18 protein-coding genes and 1 tRNA gene are annotated in these 17,757 nt (G+C 70.4%); 12 read left to right on the plus strand and 7 right to left on the minus strand.

All coding sequences use genetic code 11. The features are described from left to right. Positions 1-15: 15 nt before the first annotated feature. Positions 16-1,455 (minus strand): NAD-dependent malic enzyme, encoded by a 1,440-nt coding sequence (locus AC3WRM_RS09505; RefSeq protein WP_492248023.1) that lies wholly within the window; start codon positions 1,453-1,455, stop codon positions 16-18. A 665-nt stretch (positions 1,456-2,120) separates the two neighbouring features. Between AC3WRM_RS09505 and AC3WRM_RS09510 the strand changes: the two genes are divergently transcribed. The 5 genes from AC3WRM_RS09510 to rplA all read left to right on the plus strand — a co-directional run bounded on the left by AC3WRM_RS09510 (position 2,121) and on the right by rplA (position 4,608). Beyond that, a tRNA-Trp gene (locus AC3WRM_RS09510) sits at positions 2,121-2,196 on the plus strand. 45 nt (positions 2,197-2,241) lie between these two features. Then, a complete protein-coding gene (gene secE / locus AC3WRM_RS09515; RefSeq protein ID WP_067854707.1) occupies positions 2,242-2,463 on the plus strand; it encodes a preprotein translocase subunit SecE in 222 nt (73 codons plus the stop codon). A 30-nt stretch (positions 2,464-2,493) separates the two neighbouring features. After that, positions 2,494-3,306: a transcription termination/antitermination protein NusG gene (gene nusG / locus AC3WRM_RS09520; protein WP_492248022.1), complete on the plus strand. Its 813-nt coding sequence runs from the start codon at positions 2,494-2,496 to the stop codon at positions 3,304-3,306. 73 nt (positions 3,307-3,379) lie between these two features. Next, on the plus strand, positions 3,380-3,808 hold the full coding sequence (gene rplK / locus AC3WRM_RS09525; protein ID WP_492248021.1) for a 50S ribosomal protein L11: 429 nt from the start codon (positions 3,380-3,382) through the stop codon (positions 3,806-3,808). A gap of 83 nt (positions 3,809-3,891) precedes the next feature. Next, a complete protein-coding gene (rplA, locus tag AC3WRM_RS09530; protein WP_492248020.1) occupies positions 3,892-4,608 on the plus strand; it encodes a 50S ribosomal protein L1 in 717 nt (238 codons plus the stop codon). Between the two features lie 103 nt (positions 4,609-4,711). On the opposite strand, the gene AC3WRM_RS09535 is transcribed toward rplA, so the two are convergent. The 6 genes from AC3WRM_RS09535 to AC3WRM_RS09560 all read right to left on the minus strand — a co-directional run bounded on the left by AC3WRM_RS09535 (position 4,712) and on the right by AC3WRM_RS09560 (position 10,933). Continuing rightward, entirely contained in the window at positions 4,712-5,653 is a 942-nt protein-coding gene (locus tag AC3WRM_RS09535) for a sensor histidine kinase (protein ID WP_492248019.1), read from the minus strand. Beyond that, positions 5,646-6,344, minus strand: coding sequence for a response regulator transcription factor (locus AC3WRM_RS09540; protein WP_492248018.1), 699 nt, complete (start codon positions 6,342-6,344; stop codon positions 5,646-5,648). Before AC3WRM_RS09540 ends, AC3WRM_RS09535 begins: the two co-directional genes overlap by 8 nt. Before the next feature lie 26 nt (positions 6,345-6,370). Next, on the minus strand, positions 6,371-8,221 hold the full coding sequence (locus AC3WRM_RS09545) for an Ig-like domain-containing protein (protein WP_492248017.1): 1,851 nt from the start codon (positions 8,219-8,221) through the stop codon (positions 6,371-6,373). Positions 8,222-8,291: 70 nt separating this feature from the next. After that, positions 8,292-8,921, minus strand: coding sequence for a signal peptidase I (locus AC3WRM_RS09550; protein ID WP_492248016.1), 630 nt, complete (start codon positions 8,919-8,921; stop codon positions 8,292-8,294). A gap of 191 nt (positions 8,922-9,112) precedes the next feature. Then, the gene (locus AC3WRM_RS09555) at positions 9,113-9,640 is read right to left on the minus strand and encodes a TasA family protein (RefSeq protein ID WP_492248015.1); all 528 of its coding nucleotides are present in this window, start codon (positions 9,638-9,640) and stop codon (positions 9,113-9,115) included. Between the two features lie 120 nt (positions 9,641-9,760). Then, the gene (locus AC3WRM_RS09560; protein ID WP_492248014.1) at positions 9,761-10,933 is read right to left on the minus strand and encodes a sensor histidine kinase; all 1,173 of its coding nucleotides are present in this window, start codon (positions 10,931-10,933) and stop codon (positions 9,761-9,763) included. A 128-nt stretch (positions 10,934-11,061) separates the two neighbouring features. Here AC3WRM_RS09560 and AC3WRM_RS09565 point away from each other — a divergent pair, with 128 nt between their 5' ends. The 7 genes from AC3WRM_RS09565 to AC3WRM_RS09595 all read left to right on the plus strand — a co-directional run bounded on the left by AC3WRM_RS09565 (position 11,062) and on the right by AC3WRM_RS09595 (position 17,724). Further along, on the plus strand, positions 11,062-11,880 hold the full coding sequence (locus AC3WRM_RS09565) for an SCO4651 family lipoprotein (protein WP_492248013.1): 819 nt from the start codon (positions 11,062-11,064) through the stop codon (positions 11,878-11,880). 235 nt (positions 11,881-12,115) lie between these two features. Then, positions 12,116-12,745, plus strand: coding sequence for a 50S ribosomal protein L10 (rplJ, locus tag AC3WRM_RS09570; RefSeq protein WP_492248012.1), 630 nt, complete (start codon positions 12,116-12,118; stop codon positions 12,743-12,745). A 56-nt stretch (positions 12,746-12,801) separates the two neighbouring features. Further along, positions 12,802-13,197: a 50S ribosomal protein L7/L12 gene (gene rplL / locus AC3WRM_RS09575; RefSeq protein WP_253025260.1), complete on the plus strand. Its 396-nt coding sequence runs from the start codon at positions 12,802-12,804 to the stop codon at positions 13,195-13,197. Positions 13,198-13,693: 496 nt separating this feature from the next. Beyond that, a complete protein-coding gene (locus tag AC3WRM_RS09580) occupies positions 13,694-14,653 on the plus strand; it encodes an ABC transporter ATP-binding protein (RefSeq protein WP_067854749.1) in 960 nt (319 codons plus the stop codon). A 53-nt stretch (positions 14,654-14,706) separates the two neighbouring features. Beyond that, positions 14,707-15,426, plus strand: coding sequence for an MlaE family ABC transporter permease (locus tag AC3WRM_RS09585; RefSeq protein WP_083516566.1), 720 nt, complete (start codon positions 14,707-14,709; stop codon positions 15,424-15,426). 2 nt (positions 15,427-15,428) lie between these two features. Then, the gene (locus AC3WRM_RS09590) at positions 15,429-16,259 is read left to right on the plus strand and encodes an MlaE family ABC transporter permease (RefSeq protein ID WP_370189965.1); all 831 of its coding nucleotides are present in this window, start codon (positions 15,429-15,431) and stop codon (positions 16,257-16,259) included. Position 16,260: 1 nt separating this feature from the next. Then, the gene (locus tag AC3WRM_RS09595; protein ID WP_492248011.1) at positions 16,261-17,724 is read left to right on the plus strand and encodes an MCE family protein; all 1,464 of its coding nucleotides are present in this window, start codon (positions 16,261-16,263) and stop codon (positions 17,722-17,724) included. The last annotated feature ends 33 nt before the right edge of the window (positions 17,725-17,757 follow it).

Genomic DNA, 17,757 nt, shown 5'->3' on the forward strand with positions numbered 1-17,757 from the left:
GCCGTCCCGCGCCGCTCAGGCTCCGTCCGCCTTCTCGACCGCGCGGGCGGCCTTCTCGACGGCGTCCGCCACCCGGTGGTGGACCTCCGGGTGGAACACGCTCGGCACGATGTAGTCGGCGTTCAGCTCGTCGTCCTCGACGCAGGCGGCGATGGCCTCCGAGGCCGCGAGCAGCACCGGCACCTCGATGCCGTGGCTGTGCGCGTCGAGCAGGCCGCGGAAGATGCCGGGGAACGCCAGCACGTTGTTGATCTGGTTGGGGTAGTCCGAGCGACCTGTCGCCACGACGCGCGCGTGCTGGCGGGCCAGGGAGGGGTCGATCTCCGGGTCCGGGTTGGCCAGGGCGAACACGACGGCGTCGTCGGCCATGGTCTCCACGTCGGCGGCGTCGATCAGTCGCGGAGCGCTGACGCCGATGAACACGTCGGCGTCGCGCAGGGCGTCCTTGAGGGTGCCAGTGACCCCGCGCGGGTTGGTGTTCTCGCCGATCCAGCAGAGCGTCGGGTCGGTGTCGCCGCGCTCGGTCGAGACGATGCCGTCGACGTCGCAGACGACGACGTCGCTGAGGCCGGCGCCCAGCAGCAGTCGCAGGATGGCGGTCCCGGCGGCGCCCGCGCCGACGAGCACCACGCCGACGTCCTCGAGCGACTTCTCGACCACGCGCAGCGCGTTGCGCAGGGCCGCGAGCACGACGATGGCCGTGCCGTGCTGGTCGTCGTGGAAGACGGGGATGTCCAGGCGCTCGCGCAGCCGGGCCTCGATCTCGAAGCAGCGGGGCGCCGAGATGTCCTCGAGGTTCACGCCCGCGAACCCGGGGGCGACGGCGGCGACGATCTCAACGATCTGGTCGACGTCCTGCGTGTCGAGGCACAGCGGCCAGGCGTCGATGCCGCCGAAGGTCTTGAACAGCGCCGCCTTGCCCTCCATGACCGGCAGGGCCGCGTGCGGGCCGATGTTGCCGAGCCCGAGCACGGCCGACCCGTCGGTGACGACGGCGACGCTGTTGCGCTTGATGGTGAGCCGGCGCGCGTCCTCGCGGTCGGCGGCGATCGCCTGGCAGATGCGGGCGACGCCCGGCGTGTAGACCATCGAGAGGTCGTCACGGTTGCGCAGGGCGTGCTTGGAGGCGGTCTCGATGACGCCGCCGAGGTGCATGAGGAAGGTGCGGTCGGAGACCTTCTTGACCTCGACGTCGGGGATCGCGCGCAACGCGTCCGCGATGCGGTCGGCGTGGTGCGTGTCGCCGGCGGCGATCGTCAGGTCGATGCGCAGCGCGTCCCCGCGCGAGGCGGCGACGTCGAGCGCGGTCACGACACCGCCGTTCTGCTCGACCGTGGTCGTGAGGTGGCCGACGGCGGTGCCCCCGGCGGGCACCTCCAGGCGGACGGTGATGGAGTGGGACACGTTCGGCGCGGGGGAGGCCCCGACCGCGCTCTCGGTCGTGGAGTGGGTCACGATCCCCAGTCATACGCCCGCCCGCCGGTTACCGGCCAGTCGCGCACATTGTGTTCACGCCGGGTGGCCTTGCTGCTGCGCTGCCTCGGCTCACGCTGGGGGTGGCTTCCGCAAGGGCCTCGACCGGGCGGCTGGGCGGGGGTCGGCTTCGGGTCTCGGGCTGTGGCCCGCGTCGGACGCAAGATTCTGCATTCACGCGAACGAGGTCGAACGCTTCTGCGTTCACGACGGGATCCCGTAGTCAACGCAGCATCCTTCGAATCCCAGCGCACGAACGCAGATTCTTGCGTCCACCCCGTGCCGAAGCCACAGCCCGAGACCCCAGACCGGCGCAGCTGCCAGCCGCCCGGTCGAGGCCCTTTCGGAGACCGAGCCCAGCGCCAGCCGAGGCAGCGCACCAGCGAGCACAGACAGACGCAGGCAGCGCCCCGCCAAGGTCACGACGAAGGCAGGCAGCGCAGCAGCAGGACGAGACCCACCGCAGCCATCGCACCAGCGACGTCGACGAACCCGCGGGCAGCGCAGCGGCCCGTCCGTCCCGAGGCGGTTCGACTCCGCCGCCCACCACCCCGTACACTGGTCGGACCGGTGAGAAAGTCACGCTGTCTCGTCATGCCCTCGTCCCTGCCTGCAGGACGGGTGCGGTCGGCCAGGGTCACCGGCAGACGGCACTAGCTCAACTGGCAGAGCATCGGTCTCCAAAACCGAAGGTTGGGGGTTCAAGTCCCTCGTGCCGTGCCAGCACGACGCACCACCAGACCAGCACGATCCAACGAAGGGAACACCGTGAGCGAGAGCCACGAGACGTCGGCCACGAAGGAGCGGCGCACCTCCCCGCTGACCTTCTACCGCCAGGTCGTCGCGGAGCTGCGCAAGGTCGTGTGGCCCACGCGACCGCAGGTCGTCAACTACTTCTTCGTCGTGCTCGTCTTCGTCCTGATCATGATGGCGTTCGTCGCCGGCCTGGACTACGGGTTCGGCAAGGCGATGTTCGCCGTCTTCGCGTGAATCCCAGACGCACACCCGCAGAGGAACCTTGTGACTGAACAGTCCCCCGAGACGAGCCCCGTCGAGGTCGAGGAGCTCTCCGACGTCGAGGCCGCCGACGAGGCGCCCGAGGTCGAGGAGACCACCGACGACGTCGACACGCTCGACGCACCCGACGAGACGGTCGACGCCGGCCAGGCCGACGAGGCCGAGGTCGACGCCGACCTCGAGGCGGACGCCGCTCCGGTCGACGCGCTGGCGGAGTTCCGCGAGCGCCTGCACAGCCAGATCGGTGACTGGTACGTCGTCCACACGTACTCCGGCATGGAGAAGCGGGTCAAGGCGAACCTCGAGAACCGCATCACCTCCCTCAACGCCGAGGACTACATCTTCGAGATCGTGGTCCCGACCGAGGAGGTGGCCGAGATCAAGAACGGCCAGCGCAAGCTCGTCAAGCGCACCGTCCTCCCCGGCTACGTGCTGGTCCGCATGGACCTCACCGACGAGTCGTGGGGCGTCGTGCGCCACACGCCGTCGGTCACCGGCTTCGTGGGCAACTCCCACCAGCCCGTGCCCCTCAGCCTCGCCGAGGTGGAGCAGATGCTCGCCCCGGCGGTGGAGGCCGAGGTCGCCCAGCAGGCGGCCGACGCCCCCGAGCAGCAGCAGACGGCCTCGTCCCCCAAGGTCGAGTTCGCCGACTTCACGACGGGCGACTCCGTCATGGTCGTCGACGGTCCGTTCGCCACGCTGCACGCGACGATCACGGAGATCAACCTCGACGCGCAGAGGGTCAAGGCCCTGGTCGAGATCTTCGGTCGCGAGACCCCGGTCGAGCTGAGCTTCACCCAGATCCAGAAGGTGTGACCGTGACGTCGGCCCGGCCGACGTCCGCCTCCTCGACCCGCACCACCCATCCACCAGAAGGACCCGAAGAAGAATGCCTCCCAAGAAGAAGGTCGCAGCGCTCGTCAAGGTGCAGCTGCAGGCCGGCCAGGCCAACCCCGCGCCGCCCGTCGGCACGGCGCTCGGCCCGCACGGCGTCAACATCATGGAGTTCTGCAAGGCGTACAACGCCGCCACGGAGTCCATGCGCGGCAACGTCGTCCCCGTCGAGATCACCATCTACGAGGACCGCTCGTTCACGTTCGTCACGAAGACGCCGCCCGCGGCCGAGCTGATCAAGAAGGCCGCCGGCCTCGCGAAGGGCTCGTCGGTCCCGCACAAGGACAAGGTCGGCAAGCTCAGCAAGGACCAGATCCGTGAGATCGCCACGACGAAGCTCCCGGACCTGAACGCGAACGACATCGACCAGGCCATGAAGATCGTCGAGGGAACCGCCCGCTCCATGGGCGTCACCACCGACTGACCACCCCCACCCGACCAGCAGCACGTGGCAGGGCCAGCTGGGCCCGCGAGACCACACCTGGTGCACACCGAAGGAAGCCAGACATGACACAGCGCAGCAAGGCGTACCGCGCGGTCGCCGAGAAGATCGACCGCGACGCCCTCTACACCCCCCTCCAGGCCACCACGCTGGCCAAGGAGTCGGGCAGCAAGAACTACGACTCCACCGTCGACGTCTCCGTGCGTCTCGGGGTCGACCCCCGCAAGGCCGACCAGATGGTGCGCGGCACCGTCAACCTGCCCCACGGCACCGGCAAGACCGCCCGGGTCCTGGTCTTCGCCACCGGCGCCAACGCCGACGCCGCCCGTGAGGCCGGCGCCGACCACGTGGGTGCCGACGAGCTCGTGGAGAAGGTGAACGGCGGCTGGCTCGACTTCGACGCCGTCGTCGCCACGCCCGACATGATGGGCAAGGTCGGTCGTCTCGGCCGCGTCCTCGGCCCGCGCAACCTGATGCCGAACCCCAAGACCGGCACGGTGACCGTCAACGTCGCCAAGGCCGTCAGCGACATCAAGGGCGGCAAGGTCCAGTTCCGCGTCGACCGTCACGCGAACCTGCACTTCATCATCGGCAAGGCCTCGTTCTCGGCCGAGCAGCTCGCGGAGAACTACGGCGCGGCGATCGAGGAGATCCTGCGTCTCAAGCCGGCCAGCTCCAAGGGTCGCTACCTGAAGAAGGTCACGGTCTCCACGACCAACGGTCCCGGCGTGCCGGTCGACCCGTCGCACCTGCGCAACTTCACGTCGGCCGACGAGGCCTGAGCCCACGTCGTCCGTCCACCGGACCCCCTCAGCCGACGGCTGAGGGGGTCCGGTGCGTGACGGCACGTGTGGAACGTGCGGCTGCCCGTCCGGTGGTCGCCGGTCAGGAGGACGCGCGACGCCGGGGGAGGATCAGCTGCAGCTGCGAGCCTGGAGCGTCCGGGACCGTGAGGTAGCCGCCGACGGCCTCCGCGGTCGTCGCGGCGGCCGTCAGCCCCGCGTCCTCCACGGCCGTGTCGTCGCCGTGCAGGATGCCCACGGGCACCCGGCGTCCGCCGGGGTGGCCGACGCGCACGTGCACGACGTCACGCACGGCCGCCACGTCGACGGTGACCGTCCCGCTGCCCCGGGTGGCGGCGTACGCGACGAGGGCGTCGACGACCCGGCGCACGGGCTCGGGGGCCACGCACGCGCGGACGGGCGTCGCCGCCTCCAGCACGAGCCCGCGGCCCTGGTCCGACAGCGGGTCGCGCCAGCGGTCCACGACGCTGGTGGTCAGCGCGACGAGGTCGACCTCGGGCCCCTCGCCGGCAGCCGCGTCGCGCCGGTCCTGCAGCAGGTCGGTGACCGCGGCGCCCAGCCGGTCGACCTCGCCGATCGCCCGCTCGAGCTCCACCGCGACCTCGGCCGGGACCTGCTCCCACCGGGTCAGGTCCTCCAGCGAGAGACGCAGCGCGGTGAGCGGGGTGCGCAGGTCGTGGGACGCGGTCACGGCGAGCGCGCGCTCGCGGTCGACCTGGGCGTCGAGCCGATGGGCGGTCTCGCGCAGCGTGCGGCCGAGGTCGTCGGCCTCGCGGACGCCGCAGCGGGGGACCGAGGTGTCGAAGCGGCCCGCGCCGATGTCGGCGGCGGCCTGGCCGAGCTCCTCGAACGGCCGCGCCACGTGCCGGGCGGCGACGACGCCCACCACCACGGCGAGTGCGACGGCCACGACCGCGGCGGCGACGTGGGCGAGCACACCGTCCGCGACCAGGTCGAACGCGGTCGGCAGCAGCACCACGAGCAGGGCGAGGCCGACGAACGCCGCCACCAGCCGCTCACGCATCGGCGGCACCGGTCTCCCAGCGGAAGCCCACGCCACGCACCGTGACGAGGCGCGCGGGCGCGCCGGCCTCCTCCAGCTTCTGACGGAGCCGCCCGACGGTCGTGTCCAGCGTCTTGGTGGAGCCGAACCAGTTCTCGTCCCAGACCTCGTCCATGACGCGCTCGCGCGTGACGACGCTGCCACCCGCGGACTCGACGAGGGCGAGCACGTCGAACTCCTTGACCGTCAGCCCGAGCTCGGCGTCGTGCACCCAGGCCCGCCGCGTGTCGCGGTCGACCCGGACCCCGCTGACGGCCGGCACCTCCCGACCGGCCGGCGTGGTGCGCGCGGTGCGGCGCAGCAGGGCACGCACCCGCGCCAGGAGCTCGGCGAGGGCGAACGGCTTGGGCAGGTAGTCGTCGGCGCCGACGTCGAGACCGACCACGCGGTCGAGCTCGCCGCCACGCGCCGTCAGGATCATGACGCCGCCCTCGTAGCCGGCCGCGCGCGCACGTCGACAGACCTCGAGCCCGTCGACGTCGGGCAGTCCCAGGTCGAGCAGGACCAGGTCGACGGCATCGGCGGCGAGCCGCTCGAGGGCCTCCCCGCCGGTCGCCACGCGCTCGACGGTGTAGTCCTCGCGCTCCAGCGTTCGGACGAGCGGGGCGGCGATCTGGTCGTCGTCCTCGACGACCAGCAGGGTGGGCGACATCTCAGGAAGCATACGGTCGGTCCTCCTCAGAAGTCTCGGTCGGCAGTGCCGGTCTCGGTCGCCGGAGCCGTGGAGCACCGCTGGCCGGTGAGGTCCGTCGCGTTGGCCGACGGCGTCCAGACCATCGTGGCCGCGGCGGTCACGGTCCGCAGTCCCGTGCCTGACGTCACCGCGCCGACCCGGATCGTCACGACGGTGCGTGTGGCGCCGCCGACGGTCACGGTGCTGGCCGTGACGGTGCCGCTCCACTGGACGGTCTTGCCGTTCTTCAGGTAGTCGGCCCGCAGGTTGACGCTGCCGAGGTTCATGCCGGTGACGTCGAGGGTGTCGTCCTTGGAGCCGAGGCCGACGGACGCGACGCCTCCGTCGCGCAGCCGCACCGTGACGGCTCGCGCGGAGCCGTCCCACCCGGCCACGAGCGACGCGGGGGAGACCTTCTCGCTGTAGGTGAGCGTGACGGTGTCGCCGTTGTCGACCCGGCCCACGGTGCCTCCGCCGTTGGCGGCCTGCACGTCGACGGCGCGTACCGGGCTGTTGTCGACGACCCGGCCCGCGACGATGCTCGAGACGGTCGTCGTGCCGCGGGCGTCGAGCAGCACGGCGCGCAGGTCGACGCTGCCGTCGGCGACCGTCTTCGTGTCGAACGTGCAGCTGTAGGGCGCGGTCGTGTCGGTGCACACGTCGGTCCAGGTGCCGCTGCCGGCGAGGGCGCGCTGGATCCGCACCGACGTCGCGCCGGCGGGGGCGTTCGCGCTCGCGGCGAGCGTGACGGTCCCGGTGAGGTACGTGCCCGGGTCGGTCATCGACACCGACGAGACGGTGTTGTCGACGACGCGTCCGGTCACGACCGCGGAGGTGGTCTGCAGGCCGACGCCGTCGGTCGCGACGGCGCGGACGGAGTAGGTGCCGTCGGGCAGTGCGGTGGTGTCGAAGCGGCACGACCACGGAGCGGTCGTGACGGTGCACAGCGAGCGCCAGGTGCCCGAGGTCCCCGCCACGTACTGCAGGTCGACCGTGTCGACGCCCGCTCCGGCGTCCGACGCCGTCGCCGCGAACGTGCGCACGCCGTTGAGCGGCGTGCCGGGGTCGACCATCGTGACCGTGGGGCGGGTGTTGTCGACGAGCACGTCGGTCTGCACGACGGACGTGTAGGTCGTCACGCCGGCCACGACCGCGGCGCGCAGGTCGTAGGACCCGTCGGCGAGGCTCGCGGTGCTCCACTGGCAGGTCGCGACGTTCGAGACCAGCAGCACCCCGGTGCAGGCCGTCGTCCAGCGGCCGGAGCCGGCCGGTGCGTACTCCAGGCGCGGTGTGCCGAACGGCAGGCCCGCGTTGTAGACGGTCATGGTTGCCGTGACGTTCCCGCTGACGGCGTCGGCAAGGGGAGACAAGGCGATCGCGAAGCTGTTGGCCACGTAGGTGTGGACGACGTCCGAGGTCGCGCTGTAGCCGGCGCGGTCGGTCGCGACCGCGCGCAGGTCGTACGGACCGTCGGGGGTGGTGCCCGTGCGGGTGTCCCACGTGCAGGAGTACGGCGCCGTCGTGTCGGTGCACAGCGTCGTCCAGGTGGCGGCGTCCGCCGCCTGGTACTGCACGACCACCTGGGCGACGCCCGACTGCGCGTCGCTCGCGGTGGCGGCGATCGTCGCCGTGCCGCTGACGCTCCCGCCGGTCGGAGGGGTGACGGCCACGGTCGGGGGCGTCCAGTCCGCCGCGGCGGTCACGGTGCTGGCGGAGTTCACCGTGCGGGAGGTGAGGGTGGCCGAGGAGAAGCCGGTCGCCGAGACCGCGACGGCGACGAGGACCACCGCGAGGCCTGCCAGGGGCAGCCGTCGCCGGACAGGCGCCGGAGCGAGGTGGCGGGCGTTCATCGGCATGTCTCCAACGCTACGAAGGTGGACTCCACGGGACGGTCACGCGCAGGTCACGCGCGTTCCACGAAGGCGGTCAGGAGTGGGCGGGCACGACGACGCTCGCGGGTGCCGGAGCCGGCGCCCGGTCCGTCTCCGTCCGACGGTCGCGTCCACGCCGACCCTCGCGCAGGGCCCTGGCGAGCTCGACGGCGCTGACGAGGGCGACGAGACCCGCCGGGACGCCCAGGAGGAGCACGCGCACGTCGCGGTCGGCGAGGGCGACGAGCACCCAGCCGAGGTGGGGCACGTGGTGCTGGACGACGGGCTGGGTGGGCGCGGTCAGCGAGAACCGCCAGGGGTCGGGCTGCGGGTTCGCGTCACCCTGCGTCCGCAACAGCCGACCGCCGCCCTCGGCGGTGCCGATCTCGATGATGCGGTGCGTCACGAGGGTGGGGACGCCGCTGTCGGCGGGAGGCTGGTAGGTGATCACGTCGCCGACGGTGAGGTCCGCGACCGGCACGGCCTTCTCGAAGACGATCGAGCCCTTGTCGATGGTCCCGGTCATGGAGCCGCCGGTGATCACGTAGCGCTGGTAGCCCAGGAGGCTCGGCGCGAGGTAGGCCAGACCCGCGAGGGTCGCCACGACCAGGAGCGCGTTGACCGCCCAGGAGGTGGCCCGGCGTGCGGTGCGTCGCTCGACGCGGTGGTGCGCTGAGGAGCTCATGCTGCTCTCCCTGCTCGTGGCGGATGGTCGTGGCCGGCGCTCGTGGTGGAGGGGGGCCGGCGGAGGCGCGCAGCGGGTGCGCGCCTCCGCCCCCCCCCCCCCCCCCCCCCCCCGGGCCCGGCACGCGGCCCTCACCGCGTGCCGGGGCGACCCGGACGTGACCCTCCCTCCACGTCACGTCCGGGCTGGTCTCACTGGTTGGTGGTGGTGGCGGCGAGCTGCGTGGAGTCCCAGCTGTACGCGGCCGAGGCGGTCTTGCCCTGCTGCGTGTTGTCCGCCGTGTCGGAGAGGCGCACCGAGAAGGTGTAGGAGCTCGCGACGCCGGGGTCGACGGTGCCGAGCGGGTTCTTCTGGCCGTCGGTCAGACCACCGAAGTTGCCGTCGTAGACCTTCGTGCCCGTCGTGGTGTTGGTGATGGTGAGCGAGAGCGCGTTGTCGGCGAAGCCGTTCGTCGAGGACGTCTCGGTCAGGCTGAACGAGGCCGGCAGCGAACCGGTGTTGGTGATGGTGAGGCTGCCGTTGACGACGTCGCCGGGCTTGATGTTCGACAGCGAGAAGACCGCCGCGTTGTTCTTGGAGTTCGTGTGCGTCAGGGTGCCCGACGTCACCGAGCTGATCGTGTTGGCCGTGCTCGAGGTGAACGTCGCGCCCGAGCCGATCGCGACGGCGCCGGCGGCGAGCAGGGTGGCGAGGGGGAGGAGGACCTTCTTGGTGTTCATGGTGTGGCTTCCTGTGCGGTGCTGCGTGGTCGAGGTGATGTCGACGACGCTACGGAGCCCAGATCCACAGAAGTCCCCCACGAGTTCCCCACGCACTCCACGTCTGGGAACCGGTCGGGGCTACCCCGCAGGCAGCTCGAACCACACCGCCGCGCCACCGGCAGGGGAGCCCTCCACGCCGACCCGGCCGCCGTGGGCCTGCACGAGCCGGCGCGTGGTGGCCAGGCCGATGCCGTGGCTGTCGGGGTCGTCGCCGCGGTCGTACAGGTCGAAGACCTCCCGACGCCGCTCGGGCTCGATGCCACGGCCGTTGTCGGCCACCGTCACCCGCCAGGCGTCGCCCTGGCGGCGCGCAGCCACGCTCACCTGCGCCGGGATGCCCGGACGCGTGAACTTCAGTGCGTTCGTGAGCAGGTTCAGCACGACGGAGTACAGCATGTCCGCGTCGGCGCGGACCGTCGGCAGCATCCCCACCGTCACCGTTGCGCCACCCTGGCGCACCACGGGCTCGAGGTCGGTCAGGGCGAGCGTGAACACGTGCTCCAGCGGGGTGTCGACGAGGGAGAGACGGCCGCCCCGCACCGCGAACTCGAGCATCTCCTCGATCATGCGGTTCATGCGGCGGCCGGCGTCGGAGACCGCACGGACGACCGTGCCGAGGTCGCCGTGCGTGGCGACGACCGGCTCGGTCTCCAGCAGCTCGACGTTGGCGAGGATCGCGGTGAGCGGGCTGCGCAGGTCGTGGCTCACCTGGCCGGCGAACAGCGCCAGGTGGTGGTTGGCGCGCTCGAGCTCACGGGTGCGCAGCCTCAGCTCGAGCACGTCCATGACCTGCTCCGCGACGGTGCGCAGCGACGTCTCCTGCTCCGAGGTGAGCTCGCGAGCCGACTCGTCGAACAGGCACAGCCGCCCGAGGTGCACGCCGTCGGGGGTCACCAGCGGGGCCGACGCGTAGAACCGGACGGCGCCGATGACGCCCGTGACGAACGGGTTGGTCCGGAAGCGCTCGTCCGCGGTGGCGTCGGGCACCACCACGGCGTCGCGCTCGGCCATCACGGCCGCGCACATCGAGTCCGACCGCGAGCACACCGACGGCGCGATCCCCGCCGTGGCGACGATCTGGTGCTGCTGGTCGCGCGTGATGATGTTGATGGCCGCGCTGGGGACGTCGCAGGCCTGCGCCGCGAGGTCGACGAGCGCCTGCAGGTCGCGGCCGACCGGTTCGGTGAGCACCGCGTAGCGTGCGAGCTCCTGCTCCTGCTGGTCGGTGGTGCCTCCGACGACCTCGATCACGTGTCCTCCTCGCTGTACGTCACGCCGCCACTGCGTCGCACGGGGGTCTCGTGGCGCATGCCAGGATGGCCCGCGGGACGTCACCCGTCACCTCGCGTACCCCATCGAGCGGCAGGTACGCTCCAAACATGAACCTTCGCCTCAAGAAGACCACCGCGGCGCTGTCCCTCGTGCTCGCCGCCGGCACCACCCTCGCCGCGTGCGGCGGTGACGACGCCTCCCAGGCGAAGGGCGACTCGTCCTCCGTCGGTGAGAAGGCGTCGACCACGCTCACGAAGGACAACTTCTTCACCGAGGTCTCCCAGGCCCAGCAGGACGCCAAGACCAGTCACGTCGAGATGGACTTCGGCGTCAGCGGCCAGGAGATCAAGGCCAGCGGCGACGTCGCGGTCGCGAAGGACGTCGCCGACACGAAGATGGCGATGAAGATGTCCGCCGGCGCGCAGGGCGACATCGAGATGCGCCTCGTCGGCGGCGTCTTCTACATGAACATGGGCCCGATGACGCAGAACAAGTTCGCGAAGATCGACCTCAACGACACCAGCAACCCGATCGGCAAGCAGTTCAGCGGGCTGCTGGACAGCGTCGACCCCTCCAAGCAGATCGAGCAGCTGCAGGGCTCGATCACCAGCTTCGAGCAGAAGGGCGCCGCGAAGAAGATCGACGGCGTCGAGGCGAAGCCGTACGTCGTGGGTGTCGACTCCCAGAAGATCGTCTCCCAGCTGGGCGCGGCCGGCGCGGGCGCCTCGTCGCAGCTGCCGAAGGAGATCGTCTACACGATGTACATCGGCCCGGACAACCTCCCGCGACGCATCACGATGGACCTCGCGGGCACGGCGATGACGATGGACTACAGCAAGTGGGGCGAGGACGTCTCCATCGAGGCGCCCGCGCAGGACCAGATCTCCGACGTCGACCTCAGCAAGATGGGTGCCGGCGCCATGTGACGTCGTCCTCGGACCCCGCCGTGAGCCCCCGCCGCACCGGATTTGGTGCTGCGGGGGCTCGTGCGTAGACTGGACCAGCCGAAGACCGCTGGTCGGGTCCCACCTGGGTCCCGTGAAGTGCCTCGAACGAGGCGGCCCGCGCAGGTGTCCTCATGGTGGTGGGTTCCCAGAGCCTCCCGACGTGCGCATCCCTGCATGGCGTCGGTCGTAGGCAACGACCACCTGAAGGAGACCCATGGCAAACGCGGAGAAGGTCGCCGCCGTCGCCGAGCTCGCGCAGAGCCTGCGCGAGTCGGACGGCATCGTCCTCACCGAGTACCGCGGTCTCACCGTGAAGCAGCTGCAGGAACTGCGGCGCTCGCTCGGTGAGGGTGCGAGCTATGCCGTCGCCAAGAACACGCTGACCAAGATCGCGGCCCGCGAGGCCGGGGTCGAGCTGTCCGAAGACCTGCTGACGGGTCCGACCGCCATCGCCTTCATCAAGGGTGATGTCGTCGAGGCAGCGAAGGGTCTGCGTGACTTCGCGAAGGCCAACACCACCCTCGTCATCAAGGGAGGCTTCCTCGACGGGAAGTCGCTCGACGCCGACGAGGTCAAGAAGCTGGCAGACCTCGAGTCGCGCGAGGTCCTCCTCGCCAAGCTCGCGGGCGCGATGAAGGGCAGCCTTCAGAACGCCGTGTCGCTCTTCAACGCCCCCCTCGCCCAGACGGCCCGCCTCGTGGCGGCCCTCGAGGCGAAGAAGGCCGAGGAGGCGCCTGCCGCCGACACTGCCGACGAGGCCCCCGTGGCCGAGGCGGCGCCCGCGGACGAGGCTGCCGCCGAGTCCGCATCCACTGCGTCTGACGACGCGGGCACCGAGGGCTGAACGCCCGATTCACATCGGGACCCCCTCGGGGTCTCACCAACGAAAGGACGCCACTCATGGCGAAGCTCAGCACCGACGAGCTGCTCGACGCATTCAAGGAACTGACCCTCATCGAGCTCTCCGAGTTCGTGAAGGCCTTCGAGGAGACCTTCGAGGTCACCGCCGCTGCCCCCGTGGCCGTGGCCGCTGCCGGCGCCCCCGCGGCTGCCGGTGGCGACGCCGGTGACGCCGCCGCCGAGCAGGACGAGTTCGACGTCGTCCTCGAGTCGGCCGGCGACAAGAAGATCCAGGTCATCAAGGAGGTGCGCGGTCTCACGAGCCTCGGCCTGAAGGAGGCCAAGGACCTCGTGGAGGGCGCTCCGAAGCCCGTCCTGGAGAAGGTCAACAAGGAGGCCGCCGAGAAGGCCAAGGAGGCCCTCGAGGCCGCCGGCGCCACGGTCACCCTCAAGTGATCTGAGGCTGTCAGCCTGACGTCCGCAGCGACGTCGACGAGGACCCCCGTCGCCCCGGGACACCGGGTGCGGCGGGGGTCCTTCGCGTCCGCCCGGTAGGGCCGCTCGTCCCGAACGTGAACTCACGAGCTTCCACACCCCGGCTCGCTCACCTCCACGAGAACCCCCACGGCCGCAGGCGCGGGACGACGACGTGCGCGGCCCGGGAACCCGGTGCGCGAGGGCCGAAAGTCCCTCGACGAACCTCGGCGGCGGCCCGGTGACGACACGACGCACGAGTCATGACGGTGCCGTCCACGTGACGGATGCCACCTTTGTCACCCCGAGTTGCATGAGGTACGGTCGCTGAGACCTGCGACACGTTACTGACGAGTCAACTCATGAGGGAGTTCTCGTAACCGGCGTCGCACGGTGTCGTTACAATAGGTGGTCCGGGTCACATCGACCCGGACCCCGTGGTGAGTGTCCGGGTCGCGCTGGAGTGGAGGAGGGGTCCGTGGGCGTCGAGGTGAAGGTCGAGAACCTGACGAAGAGCTTCGGGTCGCAGCTGATCTGGGGAGACGTCTCGCTGACGCTTCCTGCGGGTGAGATCTCGGTGATGCTGGGCCCGTCGGGTACCGGCAAGTCGGTGTTCCTGAAGTCGCTGATCGGTCTGCTGAAGCCCGACGAGGGCCACATCTGGATCGAGGGCGTCGACATCGCGACGTGCAAGGAGAAGGACCTCTACGAGATCCGCAAGCTGTTCGGCGTGCTGTTCCAGGACGGCGCCATGTTCGGCTCGATGAACCTCTTCGACAACTGCGCGTTCCCGCTGCGCGAGCACACCCGCAAGTCCGAGTCCGAGATCCGCCAGATCGTCATGGACAAGATGGACATCGTGGGTCTGGCCGGGGCGGAGATGAAGCTGCCCGGCGAGATCTCAGGCGGTATGCGCAAGCGCGCCGGCCTGGCGCGTGCGCTCGTCCTGGAGCCGGAGATCCTGCTCATCGACGAGCCCGACTCCGGCCTCGACCCGGTGCGCACGGCCTACATCAACCAGCTCTTCATCGACCTGAACGCGCAGATCGACGCGACGTTCCTCATCGTCACCCACGACATCAACTCCACCCGGACGGTCCCGGACAACATCGGCCTGCTCTACCACAAGCACCTGGCGATGTTCGGCCCGCGCGAGATGCTCCTGTCCTCGACCGAGCCGGTCGTGGCCCAGTTCCTGAACGCCCAGCGCGTCGGCCCCATCGGCATGTCCGAGGAGAAGGACGCCGCCGAGCTCGCCGCGGAGGCCGAGCTCGACATGCCGCCGCTGCCGCCGATCCCGCGCCAGCTCGAGCCCTCCGACGGTCGTCCGCGGGCCGGGCAGCGCGAGCCGGGCGCCTGGTGCCGCGAGCACGGGATCACGCCGCCCCCCGGCTCGTTCGAGGAGAACATGAGCCTCGCACCGGGTGCCACCGCGTGAGCGCAACGAAGCTGACGGCCCCCGCACGCGTCGCGGGTGGCCTGTTCGCCTTCATGCTCGACGTCACCGTCGCGCTGTTCCGGCGTCCGTTCCAGCTCAAGGAGTTCCTGACGCAGGCGTGGTTCATCGTCACCGTGACGATCGTGCCCACCGCCCTCGTCTCGATCCCGTTCGGCGCGGTCATCGCGCTGCAGGTCGGCGGACTCATCAAGCAGTTCGGCGCCCAGTCCTTCACCGGCTCCGCGGCCGTGCTCGCGGTCGTGCGCGAGGCGGGCCCGATCGCCACGGCCCTCCTGATCGCCGGCGCCGCCGGCTCGGCCATCGCCGCCGACTTCGGCTCGCGCAAGATCCGCGAGGAGCTCGACGCGATGATGGTGCTCGGCATCGACCCGATCCAGCGCCTCGTCGTGCCGCGCGTGCTCGCCTGCATGCTCATCGCCGTCTTCCTGAACGGACTGGTGACCATCGTCGGCGTGGCGGGCGGCTACGTCTTCAACGTCGTCCTGCAGGACGGCACACCAGGGGCGTACCTGGCGTCGTTCACGGCGCTCGCGCAGCTGCCCGACATCTACCAAGGCATGGTCAAGGCGGTCATCTTCGGCTACATCGCCGCGATCGTGGCCTCCTACAAGGGCATGAACGCCAAGGGCGGGCCGAAGGGCGTGGGTGACGCGGTGAACGAGGCCGTGGTGATCACGTTCCTGCTGCTGTTCATCGTGAACTTCTTCGTCTCGGCGATCTACATCCAGCTCGTGCCGCCGAAGGGGATGTGAGCATGGCGACCAAGGTCAGCGCGCTCTACGAGCGCCCCGCAGCCGCCCTGGAGGGCATGGGCACGCAGCTGCTCTTCTACCTGCGCGTCCTGCGTGCGGTGCCGTTCACCATCAAGAACTACAGCCGCGAGATCCTGCGGCTGCTCGCCGAGGTCACGCTGGGCTCCGGCGCGCTCGCCGTCATCGGCGGCACCGTCGGCGTCATCGTCGCGATGTGCTTCTTCACCGGCACCGAGGTCGGCATCCAGGGCTACGCCGCGCTCGACCAGCTCGGCACGTCGGCCCTGTCCGGCTTCGTCTCGGCCTACTTCAACACCCGCGAGATCGCGCCGATCGTCGCCGGCATCGCCCTGGCCGCGACCGTCGGCTGCGGCTTCACCGCCCAGCTGGGCGCCATGCGGATCTCCGAGGAGGTCGACGCGCTCGAGGTCATGGCCGTGCCGTCGATGCAGTTCCTCGTCACGACCCGCGTGCTCGCCGGCCTCATCGCCGTCATCCCGCTGTACGTGGTGGGCCTGCTGTCCTCCTACTTCGCGACCCGGTTGACCATCACCCAGTTCCTGGGCCAGAGCACCGGCACGTACGACCACTACTTCCAGACGTTCCTGCCCCCGGGCGACGTGCTCTGGTCGTTCGGCAAGGTGCTGATCTTCGCCGTCGTCGTCATCCTCATCCACTGCTACTACGGCTACTACGCCTCTGGCGGACCCGCCGGCGTCGGCGTCGCCGTGGGACGTGCCGTCCGTACCTCGATCGTCGCGGTCAACGTCGTCGACCTGCTCGCCTCCATGGCGATCTGGGGCACGACCGTCACCGTCAGATTGGCGGGCTGACATGGCTGCCACACCCCTCGCCGAGCGCCCCACCAGCCTCAAGCTCCTCGGGGCCGCGCTGCTCGCGATCATGCTGTTCTTCATCTGGCTGACGTTCGCGTTCTTCTCCAAGACCTTCGTGGCCACCGACGACGTCACCGTCGACACCGGCACCGCCGGCCTCAACCTGCCCGAGAACGCCGACGTGAAGCTCCGCGGCATGATCGTCGGCGAGGTCCGCAAGGTCGAGCCGCACGACGGCGGGGTGCGCATCGTGCTCGGCATGAAGCCCGACCTCATCGACGAGGTGCCGGCCGACGTCACGGCCGAGATCGTCCCGAAGACGCTGTTCGGCGAGAAGTACATCGCGCTCATCCCCGCCGACGACGCCGGACCGGAGAAGCTCAAGGCCGGCGACATGATCCAGCGGGCCGAGGTGCCGATCGAGGTCGAGCAGCTGCTCAACGACCTCTACCCGCTGCTGCAGGCGGTGGAGCCCGCTGAGCTGTCCTCGACGCTGACCGCGGTGTCGCAGGCGCTGGAGGGTCGTGGCGAGAAGCTCGGCCAGACGCTGGTCCAGGCCAATGAGTACCTCACCGCCCTCAACCCCGACGTCCCGACGCTCGTCACCGACCTCACCAAGCTCGGCAAGGTCTCCGACGGCTACGCCGCGCAGATGCCGACCCTCGGCCGGCTGCTGCGCAACACGGTGGTCACCGGCAACACGGTGGTCGCCAAGCGCACGCAGCTCGCGGCGTTCTACAGCGAGGGCACGCGCCTGGCGAACACGCTGACCGACTTCACGAAGGCCAACGGCGAGAACCTCGAGGTCCTGGCGAAGCAGAACCGCGTCATCCTCGGCGTCACCGCGGAGTACGCGAGCAGCTTCCCGTGCTTCACCGGCGGCATGGCCACCGTGCTGCCGAAGCTGAACAGCGTGCTGCGCAACAACACGGTGCACATCGACCTCGAGACGCTGCCGCAGCAGCCCACGTACTTCGGCTTCGACGAGAACGCCCGGATCCCGAGCAACCGTCAGATCGCGGAGGCGCCCCAGGCCGACCCGAGCAAGGTCGAGTACATCGACGCGCCTGACAAGAAGCGCGGGAAGCTGCCCAACACCATCGGTGCCGTCTGCGAGGACCTGAAGATCTTCAAGCAGAACGCCGACGACCCGTCGAAGTGGCCCTACAGCAAGACCGACCCGTTCGAGGTGTCCCCGGAGGTGTTCAAGCTGATCGGCGTGAGGAACAGCCACAACGGCAAGTTCGGCACCGAGGCCGACTACCAGCGTGCGGCGGTGTCGAGCCTCGACGAGGCCGGCTTCTTCAACCCCAGCCTGGCCGACACCGACACCCCCCAGCAGCGTGCCGAGGCACGCAGCCTCGCCGCCGCGATGGCCGGCGTCGACGAGGACCAGGTGCCCGACGCCGCGTCGCTGCTGCTCAGCCCCATCCTGCGAGGCGCGGAGGTGAAGGCGCCGTGAACCGCCGTCAGCCCGTCCGCGCCGGGGAGGTGA

Source organism: Aeromicrobium sp. EU05-FHT14F07, from assembly GCF_058790455.1.

What these genes read in the sequence shown, in the direction of transcription:
- rplK (WP_492248021.1), top strand. Translation starts at nt 3,380, where the DNA reads ATGCCTCCCAAGAAGAAGGTCGCAGCGCTCGTCAAGGTGCAGCTGCAG.
- rplA (WP_492248020.1), top strand. Translation starts at nt 3,892, where the DNA reads ATGACACAGCGCAGCAAGGCGTACCGCGCGGTCGCCGAGAAGATCGAC.
- AC3WRM_RS09535 (WP_492248019.1), bottom strand. Translation starts at nt 5,653, where the DNA reads ATGCGTGAGCGGCTGGTGGCGGCGTTCGTCGGCCTCGCCCTGCTCGTG.
- AC3WRM_RS09540 (WP_492248018.1), bottom strand. Translation starts at nt 6,344, where the DNA reads ATGTCGCCCACCCTGCTGGTCGTCGAGGACGACGACCAGATCGCCGCC.
- AC3WRM_RS09545 (WP_492248017.1), bottom strand. Translation starts at nt 8,221, where the DNA reads ATGCCGATGAACGCCCGCCACCTCGCTCCGGCGCCTGTCCGGCGACGG.
- AC3WRM_RS09550 (WP_492248016.1), bottom strand. Translation starts at nt 8,921, where the DNA reads ATGAGCTCCTCAGCGCACCACCGCGTCGAGCGACGCACCGCACGCCGG.
- AC3WRM_RS09555 (WP_492248015.1), bottom strand. Translation starts at nt 9,640, where the DNA reads ATGAACACCAAGAAGGTCCTCCTCCCCCTCGCCACCCTGCTCGCCGCC.
- AC3WRM_RS09565 (WP_492248013.1), top strand. Translation starts at nt 11,062, where the DNA reads ATGAACCTTCGCCTCAAGAAGACCACCGCGGCGCTGTCCCTCGTGCTC.
- rplJ (WP_492248012.1), top strand. Translation starts at nt 12,116, where the DNA reads ATGGCAAACGCGGAGAAGGTCGCCGCCGTCGCCGAGCTCGCGCAGAGC.
- rplL (WP_253025260.1), top strand. Translation starts at nt 12,802, where the DNA reads ATGGCGAAGCTCAGCACCGACGAGCTGCTCGACGCATTCAAGGAACTG.
- AC3WRM_RS09585 (WP_083516566.1), top strand. Translation starts at nt 14,707, where the DNA reads ATGCTCGACGTCACCGTCGCGCTGTTCCGGCGTCCGTTCCAGCTCAAG.
- AC3WRM_RS09590 (WP_370189965.1), top strand. Translation starts at nt 15,429, where the DNA reads ATGGCGACCAAGGTCAGCGCGCTCTACGAGCGCCCCGCAGCCGCCCTG.
- AC3WRM_RS09595 (WP_492248011.1), top strand. Translation starts at nt 16,261, where the DNA reads ATGGCTGCCACACCCCTCGCCGAGCGCCCCACCAGCCTCAAGCTCCTC.